Below are 8,872 nucleotides of genomic sequence, written 5' to 3'. Positions count from 1 at the left end.
GGGTGGAGGTGGGGGCGGAGGACGTCGGCGGCGCGGAGGTCGGCGGGGTCTTCGCCGGGATGTAGACACCCGCGTCGATGGTGTGGACGACGCCACCGGCCTTCGCCGGAGCGGTCACCGGCGCGGTGCCGTCGCACAGCTTGCCGCTGGTGGGCGGTACCACATTGGAGTCGTGGGGCCGGTCGGAGCCGGCCGCTGGCAGGGTGAAGCGCAGCTTGCCGGCCCCGGGCTTGCCCGGCACGTCGCTGGTGTCGGCGGTGCAGATGTCGAACTCCACGGTGTACTTGGCGCCCGGCGTCAACTGGTAGTCCGCGCCGACCCCGCCGAAGTAGTACTCGCCGTCGGCGTCGGTCGTGGTCGTGGCGACCTGCTTGCCGTCGGCGTCGAGCAGGTTGATCGTCGCGCCCGGCAGCAGCACCTGGCCGGCGTCCTGGATGCCGTTGTGGTCGCCGTCGTACCAGACGACGTTGCCGATCTGGATCGGCGCATTTGCCGCGGCGTACGCGATGTCGCCGAGGCCGCCCGCCTTGCCGAAGCCGTTCTCCTCCTGGCCGACGAACTGGTAGGCGTTGGCGGAGGTGTCGTTGCCCGGGCCGAGCCCCGTGGTGAGGTCATAGTAGCCGGTGCCGGCCGTCTCGACGTGGACCGTCGGGTCGAACTCGGTGCTGACGACGGACTGTTCGCGGGCGATGTGGGCGACGGCGCCGAGCGCGGTCTCCTGGTGCCCGCCGGCGTAGTAGTCACCGGGGAAGTACTCGACGACGCCGCTGTCCTCGTTGTCGTCATTGGCGGCGGTGGCGTGGTTGGGGCAGTTGCCCGTGCCCTCCCAGGCGTACCCGCCGGAGCCGTCGGCGCACGCCATGTTGATGTCGCCGCCGGACATGCCGAATTCGGCGGTGTTGTTCAGCGGCCGCGGGTCGAGGCCCTTCGCGCTGAGCACGTCCATGAACCGGTCGCGGAAGCCCAGCACCATCGAGCCGTCGTTGGCGAAGGCCAGGCCGGACAGCTCCGGCTGCGGGTCGGCGAAGGTGCTGCCCGACGCTGCCCGCTGGTCCCAGCTGGTGAGGTCGGTGTTCCACGGGTTCCAGTGGGTGGTCGCGTCGGACTGGAAGCCGACGTAGACCTTCCCGCGCTCGGCGGAGAGCGGCTGGGTCAGCACCGTGGAGAACCGCTTGCCGTCGTACGTGTCGACGACCGCCTTCAGGTCCGAGCGCCGCTGGGTGCTCTCCGCGTCGCACACGCCGCCTACGTACAGCTTGTTGTCGTGGACGGTGAGGGCGAACGGGCGCCAGTCGCCGGCGGTGGCACAGCCCGGGTCCGGGATCGGCACCGTCGCCTTGGGCGCCCCGGCGGTGCTGCCGGTCGCGTCGAAGCTCACCAGGCTGCGGGTCAGCAGGTTGACCGCGTAGAGGGTGGAGCCGTCCTCCGACAGGGCCAGCCCGCCGATGCTCTCCTTGCCCGGCGCCTGGGCGAACGCGGCGTCCTTGATCATGTTGGTGCTGTCGTGGGACGTCAGTGCGGCGCCGGGCACCTTCGCGAACCGCTTCGCACTCCCGCCGTCGACGGGCACGGTGTAGATCGCGTCACCGCCGTCCGGACCGTACGGGGCGTAGCGGCGGGCGAACGCGCTCTGGAAGAGCCGGCTGCGGTACCGGTCGTACGCCAGACCGTAGGTGGTGCCGACCTCGGACTGCGTGTCCAGGGTGGCCGGGCACGAGGAGTCGGTGGGGCAGGTGCCCCGCGCGGCGGTGCCGAAGGACACCAGGGCCTTGGTGTCGGTGCCGCTCGCGCCGTTCTGGATCGGCACGAAGTACCGGGAGTCCGGCAGCGTGTAGTCGGCCGCGTCCCAGACGCCGGTGATGACCGAGGCGTCCTTGCCGCCGGTGAGGTCCACGAAGCTGGTGAAGCTGTCGAAGTGGTTCGCCGCGGTCGAGGCGGGCGCCGCCTGGAGGTAGTCGCTGTACGGCGACGGGACGCTGACGTCCACGCGGTAGCGGCCGCCGGTCAGTTCGGACGACGGCGCCACGACGACCTTCCCGGTCGCGTCGGTGGTGCCGGTGACGTGATGGCCCGAGGCGTCGGCCACCTCGACCTTCATGCTCCGCTGCGGTACGTCGGTGGTGGCGTTGATCACGCCGGTGCCGAGGAAGTCCCGCAGCACTTCGACGGTCAAAGTGCCGTCGGAGGTCGAGGCGCCGGCGGTGCCGGCACCTGTCACGACTGCGCCGGTGGCGGTGCCCATCAGCAAGAGGCAGGACAGCCCCACCCGCACCAGCCTGTGTAATGGCATGTAATTCCCTTTGTTCATCCCCGCGTCGGAGTCGCCGGTCGGTGCTGCCACAGTGATCTCACAGGACAGGCTACAAGCTGACGTCCCGTCATTATCCGCAAACACAAAGTCTCCACGGCGCTTTTCCGGATTCCTGTTAGCATCGCGCCGCGTGATGTGCTTGAGGAGCAGACTAGGTCTCCCGCGGGGTACGGCGGGCCGCCGCCGACCGCGGTTACGCTGGGCGGCAGCCGCCCTCGTCGCCGTGGCGGCAGGGACGGCCGCCTTCGTCCTGCTCGGCAACGGCGGCGGCAGCGACGGTGACACCGGTCGGCGCGCCCTGACCGCGGACGAGGCGAACCGACTGGCGATCACCCGTTTCCGCAACTACCAGACCGGCGGCCGCGCGGTGACGATCACGGTGCCGAGCACCGGCGGCGGGCTCACCGTCACCGGGGCCGTCGACTACCGCGCGAAGGTCGGCTACGGGGTGGTGCGCGGCAGCGGCCGCGACACGTCCAGCGACGGCCTGATCGAGTGGTCGTCCACCACCGTGCTCATCCTGCCGATGGCGAACGCCCCCGCCACACTGCCGAACTCGCCGCCCGCCTCCGGCTGGTACCGCCGTCCGGTGACGACCGCCGGTAGCTCGCTGGACAGTGCGCTGACCATCGCGCTCGGCCTCGGCAGCGACCGGCCGGACAACGCGGAGCTGCTGCCGCAGAACGGCGCCGCCCGCGTCGGCCAGGATGAGGTGCGCGGCCACCGGGTGGTCGTCATGACCGGTCCGAAGTCCACCGCCGCCTCCGGCCCGTCCGGCGCCGTACGGTACTGGGTCGGCTCGGACGGGACGATGTACCGAGTGCGGGCGAGCGTGGCGTCCGAACAGCAGCCGGTGGTCATCGACTTCGACACGCACCCGTACGTCGCGGTGCGGCCGCTGCCCGGGGCCACGTCGACGCCGTCGTCATAGTGCCGGGTCCGGGAGGTCCGGATGTCCGGCGGCCCTAGCCGACCTGCACCCGCGCCCCGGTGGCGAGCAGCGACAGGGGCGGCAGCGGCACGTCCGCGGTGGTGGGCAGCACCGGAACGGCCGGTAAGGCGGTGGCGCCGGCGGTCGTGGCGTTCGGGAACTGCGGCTGCGGTCCTGGCGCGGCCACATCGGTGAAAGGGATGCCCGCAGGTGCCGTCGGTGCCTTCCATGTCCCCGACGGCGTCGCGGACTCGGATGGCAGCGGGCAAGACGCGGTGGTCGCGATCCGCGCGGGCACGGTCGTGTGCTGGGTGTTGCCGCGCAGGCAGTTGCCCTGCCCGTGCGTGGAATTGGGGAACGTCCAGCCCACGTCGACGCCATTGCCGGTGAACGTGTTGTCTGTGATCTGGTTGCCGTTCGGCGGCAGATCCGCGGTCGCGGTGATCACGAACCCGGCGTCGGAGTTGCCGGCGATCCGGTTGCGGACGAACCGGTTGCCGCTGCCGCCGTCCACGCCGATGCCGATCCCCCAGCCGCCGTCGGCCTGTTCGGGCGTGCCCGGCTGCTGGTTGTCAGCGATCAGGTTCCCGGCGACGACGGCGCCGCGCTGCGGGAGCAGCTTCTCCTGGTGGTCGGAGTTTGTGGTCAGGCCGACCCGGTTGCCGACGAAGCGGTTGCCCACCACGTACATGTCGCCGCTGGCGTTGGTGCCCTCGTAGCCGACCGCGTTGAGCTCGGCGACGTTGTCCCGCACGACGACCTGGCAGGGCTTGCACTGCCCGACGTAGATCCCGGAGTCGGCGCCGCCCGAGGCGTAGGAGTACTCGATCACGCCGTTCTGCGCGGAGAACGCGTAGATGCCGTAGAGCCCGTTGTGGGTCGCGGTCACGTAGGAGACCAGGAAGGACTTGAGGAACGTCACCGGTTCGTCGCCGGTGTCGTAGCCGCCGCTTTGGCCGGGCAGCCCCGCGACCGCCCGCGCGGAACCGGTGACCAGTACCCCGTTCTGCGTGTTGTTCTCCACGGTGAGGTTCTCCACGGCGACCCCGGGCGCGGCCACGACGACGCCGTTGGCCTGCTGCAACCGCCCGTCGATGACGACCTTCTGCCGGGACGCGCCGCGCAGGGTGACACGGGCGGTGTCGATGCGCACCGACTCGTGGTAAGTGCCGGGGGAGACCAGGACCAGGTCACCGGGGTGGGCCACGGACACCGCGTCGGAGATCGTCGGGGCGTCCGCCGGTACGTGGATCGTCACGTGCGTGCCGCTGGGCCGCTTGCCCTCGGGCGCGCTGTACCCCTTGCCCGAGGAGCCGTTGCCGTGGGCACCGCCGCTGCTGCAACCGTCCAGGAGTGCCAGGGCGCCGCCCAGCAGCGCCGCGGTCAGGCAAAGAGCTAATCGAGTCATGGGCTCAGTCTGGCACGGCGATCAACGCCTCGCGGTCGATGCGAAGTTGACGGGTCACCGGCAGGCGGCCGGGCCGCGCGTATGGCACCCTGCACATCATGCGCCCGCTCGATCACCAGCCGTCACGCCGCAGGTTCCTCGACGCCACCGGTGCGATGGCGGCACTCGGGCTCACCGCGGGGTGCACCTCGAACGCGGGCCACGCCGGTTCCGACCCGCCGTCCGACGACACCGAATCGCCAAGCGTCCAGGGCGTGTCCGCGGCCACCCCGGCGCCGGTGCCGGCCACCGGCACTCACCAGGCGGGCATCATCCTGCCCCAACCCGCCCAGGGCAACCTGCTCGCCGTGGTCGCCAACCTCACCGCCACGGCGCACCCCGGCCCGCTGCTGGCCGAAATCGGCCGCACCGTAACCGCGTTGACAGACGGCACCGACGCCCGGCTGCTCGGCCTGCCGCCGGGCGACCTCACCGTGACGATCGGGGTCGGCCCGCGGCTGGTCCGCACGGCCGGCGCGGCCCTGCCCGGCGCCACCGATCTGCCCCACTTCTCCCGCGAGCAGGTCGCCCCCCACGCCCGCGGCGGCGACCTGCTGCTCCAGATCTGCGCGAGCGACGCCCTGCTGCCCGCAGTCGCCGCCACCGCGCTGCTGGACCAGGCCGGCGACCGCCTGCGCGAGCGCTGGCGCCAGTCCGCGCACCGCGGCGCGAACATCCTCGTCGGCAAGAACCTCACCGCGCCGCGCAACCTGCTCGGCTTCATCGACGGGATCGTGGGCCCGCACACCGCCGCGGCGCAGCAGCACGACCTGTGGCTGGCCGGCCCGTCCCAGGTCGCGGGCGGCACCATCGCGGTGGTGCGGCGGATGGAACTGGACCTGCCGCGGTTCGCCGCGCTGTCCGTCGCCGAGCAGGAAGCGGTGTTCGGCCGCCGCCGCACCTCCGGCGCCCCGCTGTCCGGCGGCGCCATCACCGCCGACCCGTCGCTCGGCGCCAAGACGCCCGACGGGCGCTACCTCATCCCGGCCGACGCCCATGTCCGCCGCGCCAACGCCAACGCGGTGGGCGCCGGCCTGATGCTCCGCCGCTCCTACAGCACCGACGCCCCCACCGCCGGCCTGCTCTTCATCAGCTTCCAGAACGAGCTGCGGACCTTCACCAGCACCCTGGCCCGCATGGACGACTCCGACGCGCTGCTCGCCTTCACCACCACGACCGCGACCGCCACCTTCCTGATCCTCCCCGGTTTCACCCCTCAACGTCCGCTCGGCTCCACCCTCTTCGCGTGAGGCCGGGGCCTCCTCCCGAGGCCGCGCCCTGCCGCCGCCCCGGCGCCATCCCATCCAGCGAGGGACCTGCCCTCGTCGGTGGCGTCCGGCCCGCGGTTGAAAGCGATCGCCGCGGGGCGTGCGTACCGCTGGACCAAGTCAACGACGCGCTCCAGCAGTTCGGCGTGCTCCTCGGAGTGCCGCCGCCCGCCTCCCAACGGTGACGCACCCCCAGAGGTGCGCGCAGCGGCTCCCTCGAATCTCCGCGTGTACCGGGACCCGATGTCAGGGCGGTGCCGAAAGTGGACCAGGCGGAGGTGCCGGACTGCAGGGAGTGCTCCTTGCTGCGGTGGGCCGGCTCGGCCTGGCCGCGGGTGGCCTGGTAGTCGAGGATCGAGAGCAGGTCCTTGTCCGCGAAGCGGGCGGTGACCGCGGCGGTGCCCAGGGCTCGATCGACTTCGGCCGTGGAGTAGAGCTTCGACAGGGCGACGGCCTTGGCCATCTTCGCCTTGATCCTGCGGACTCCTGATGCTACGGCCTCCACCAGCCAGGACGCGGCGCCGGGACCGAGCTGCAAGAACGCGGCCTCCTCCGCGGATCTCGCCTTCGGGGTGCGGTCGGCTTCCTTGTCCGCTCGCGGCGGATAGTGCGTGTCCTCGAGGATCGGGGTGCCGGGTTGGCCGCGGCGGTGGCGGGCGACTTCGCGTGCCGAGCCGTGCTCGTCGACGGCCGTGACGATCAGCTCGTCGCCGTGGAACCGGGCCCAGACCCGGGCGTCGATCAACTGGTGCGGGACCGAGTAGCGCACTCCCTCGACGGAGATCGTCGATTCCCAGTTGACCCTGCGGGTGGTGCCGAACGCGGCCGTGAACGGACGCCGCGGCAGCGGGTGCAGCCACTGAGCCTCCTCCGCCAGACGCTCGACGGGTTTGCGTCGAGTCGCCTTGTGGACCCGGTTGTTGACTCCCTCGCAGAAGGTGCGGCAGCCAGCCTCCAGCTCGGCGAACGTCGTGTAGTGCTCACGCAGGTTGACGTCCTTGGGGACAAGATCGGCCTTCGCGATGCGGACCGTCGCCTCGCTGCCGCCCTTCGTCTCAGGATCCGCACACGTGCGTATCGTCGTGCCGTAGTGCCGCGCGACCTCGACGATCTCCGGGTTGCGGACCGCGATCCCGGCAATGTGATCGGTCGTGACCGTCTTCTCGTTGTCGGTCAGTACGTAGGCCGGCACTCCACCGATCCGGCGGAACGTCACGTCCAAGCACGCGGTAACCGTCGGCAGCGTCTTGTCCCAGATCGGAATCACGATCCGAAACCGCGACCAGGCCAGCCAGGCGCAGAACAACACGGTCTTGCGCCCGCCGATCACCGGACCGTCGCCGTAGTCGAACTGCAGCCAGAGCCCCGGCTCAGTCACCCACGGCCGGTAAACACGCCGCCGACCAGCCCTGAACTGGGCCTTTGTCTCTGCGACAGTGCGGCGGGTGGTGCGTTCCCCGCCGGTGAAGCCCATAGCGACGACCCTCTTGTGGACCACGTCCGCACGGAACTTGCCCTGCGAACGGACCACCAACTCCTCGATCTTCGGCAAATAGTCGTCGATCCCGCGAGCACGGTGGCGGCGCTGTTCCGGGTGCTGGCCTGCGGCCCGCATCTTCACGTACCGGGCCACCGTGTGGTGATCCACCCCGGCCAGATCGGCCGCAGCACGGTAACTCCCCGTGAGGTCGTACGCCTCCAGGATTTCCATGATCTCGCTGCTGCTTTCACCCGCCCGACCTTCGCCGAACGAGATCTCGATCTTGCGGGCGGGGAGGTAAGTGGCCGTACTCTGGGAATCCCGAGGCCACAGGATGCGCCGTAAATGGCCGCCTACGGGGAGCTTGTCATGGCCGCCGTCAGCCGTCCATCTCTGGGGCCGTTCGCATCCACTGAGCAGCGCGCCCCGCGCCCGCGCGGGGCGAGCAACCGGCTCTTCCTGTCCATCGTGCGGTGCGCGCTGAGGACGGCCACTGGGCAGTGCGCCGCGCGTGTCCTGCGCTGCCTCACGGGCTGGGTGATCGCACGGACTCATGTTCGCCATGCACATTTCACTCCTCAGGGTCTACCCGCGTCACGCGCGTCGGCGCCAAGCTGATGGCACATCACTGACCGCCACTCCCCTGGGGAATCCTGATGTGCTTGTCACTTCGCCGCCTCTCCACGCTCGTCGGTGCCGCCCTCCTCGCTGCGAGCGCGCTCACCGTGGCCGCGACGCCGGCCGACGCCGCGCTGCCCACGCCGGTCACCGCCGCCACGGCCCGCTCCTACCTCGCGGACTTGAAGGTTGCCACCGAGAACCGCACCGGCTACGAGCGCAGCCTCTTCCACACCTGGATCACCATCAGCGGCACCTGCGACACCCGCGAGTACATCCTCAAGCGCGACGGGACCAACGTCACCACCGACGCCTCGTGCAAGGCCACGGCCGGCACCTGGAAGTCGGTCTACGACGGTGCGACCTGGACCGCCGCCTCCGACCTCGACATCGACCATCTCGTCCCCCTCGCCGAAGCATGGGATTCCGGGGCCAGCGCCTGGACCGCGGCGCAGCGCGAGGCGTTCGCCAACGACGTCACCCGCCCGCAGCTTCTGGCCGTCACCGACAACGTGAACCAGTCCAAGGGCGACGACGACCCGGCGCAGTGGCTGCCGATGGCCTCCTACCAGTGCACGTACGTACGCGCCTGGGTCCAGGTCAAGCACTACTACAAGCTCTCCGTCGACACCGCCGAGAAGGCCGCGCTGACCAAGGTCCTGGGCGGCTGCTGAAGTTGCCGGACCAGGTGAAGGGGCAGCTTCGTCCCGGTCCCGCACCTGTCGATGAGGCGGCGGGGGGGGGGGGGGCCCCCCCGCCCCCCCCGCCCCCCCCCCCCCGCCCCCCCCCCGCCCGCCCCGCCCCGCCCCCCCGCCCC

The 8,872-nt window shown here is 71.1% G+C and carries 5 protein-coding genes and 1 pseudogene; 3 read left to right on the top strand and 3 right to left on the bottom strand.

Going from position 1 to position 8,872, the window contains the following annotated elements; genetic code table 11:
* On the bottom strand, positions 1 to 2,290 hold a 2,290-nt coding region (locus tag LCE31_RS30580), incomplete at its 3' end, for an SdrD B-like domain-containing protein (RefSeq protein WP_374118595.1).
* Between the two features lie 244 nt (positions 2,291 to 2,534).
* Between LCE31_RS30580 and LCE31_RS30575 the strand changes: the two genes are divergently transcribed.
* Positions 2,535 to 3,242: a hypothetical protein gene (locus LCE31_RS30575; RefSeq protein WP_225020062.1), complete on the top strand. Its 708-nt coding sequence runs from the start codon at positions 2,535 to 2,537 to the stop codon at positions 3,240 to 3,242.
* Positions 3,243 to 3,276: 34 nt separating this feature from the next.
* Here LCE31_RS30575 and LCE31_RS30570 read toward each other — a convergent pair whose 3' ends face one another.
* Positions 3,277 to 4,650, bottom strand: coding sequence for a right-handed parallel beta-helix repeat-containing protein (locus LCE31_RS30570; protein WP_225020061.1), 1,374 nt, complete (start codon positions 4,648 to 4,650; stop codon positions 3,277 to 3,279).
* 98 nt (positions 4,651 to 4,748) lie between these two features.
* Between LCE31_RS30570 and LCE31_RS30565 the strand changes: the two genes are divergently transcribed.
* Positions 4,749 to 5,939: a Dyp-type peroxidase gene (locus LCE31_RS30565; RefSeq protein WP_225020060.1), complete on the top strand. Its 1,191-nt coding sequence runs from the start codon at positions 4,749 to 4,751 to the stop codon at positions 5,937 to 5,939.
* A 229-nt stretch (positions 5,940 to 6,168) separates the two neighbouring features.
* On the opposite strand, the pseudogene istA reads toward LCE31_RS30565, so the two are convergent.
* Positions 6,169 to 7,668 (bottom strand): annotated as a pseudogene (gene istA / locus LCE31_RS30560) (IS21 family transposase); the annotation flags it as partial.
* Between the two features lie 431 nt (positions 7,669 to 8,099).
* Between istA and LCE31_RS30555 the strand changes: the two are divergent.
* Positions 8,100 to 8,729, top strand: a complete 630-nt coding sequence (locus tag LCE31_RS30555; protein ID WP_225020059.1) for an HNH endonuclease family protein — start codon at positions 8,100 to 8,102, stop codon at positions 8,727 to 8,729.
* Positions 8,730 to 8,872 lie beyond the last annotated feature (143 nt).

The sequence above is a fragment of the Streptomyces sp. 8L genome (genome assembly GCF_020176795.1).
Classification (GTDB): Bacteria; Actinomycetota; Actinomycetes; order Streptomycetales; family Streptomycetaceae; genus Streptomyces.
The sequence above is the reverse complement of the archived record's forward strand: the minus strand, read 5'-3'. Positions and strand labels throughout refer to the sequence as shown.

Coding starts and splice junctions, on each gene's coding strand:
- LCE31_RS30570 (WP_225020061.1), bottom strand. CDS start 4,650: ATGACTCGATTAGCTCTTTGCCTGACCGCGGCGCTGCTGGGCGGCGCC.
- LCE31_RS30565 (WP_225020060.1), top strand. CDS start 4,749: ATGCGCCCGCTCGATCACCAGCCGTCACGCCGCAGGTTCCTCGACGCC.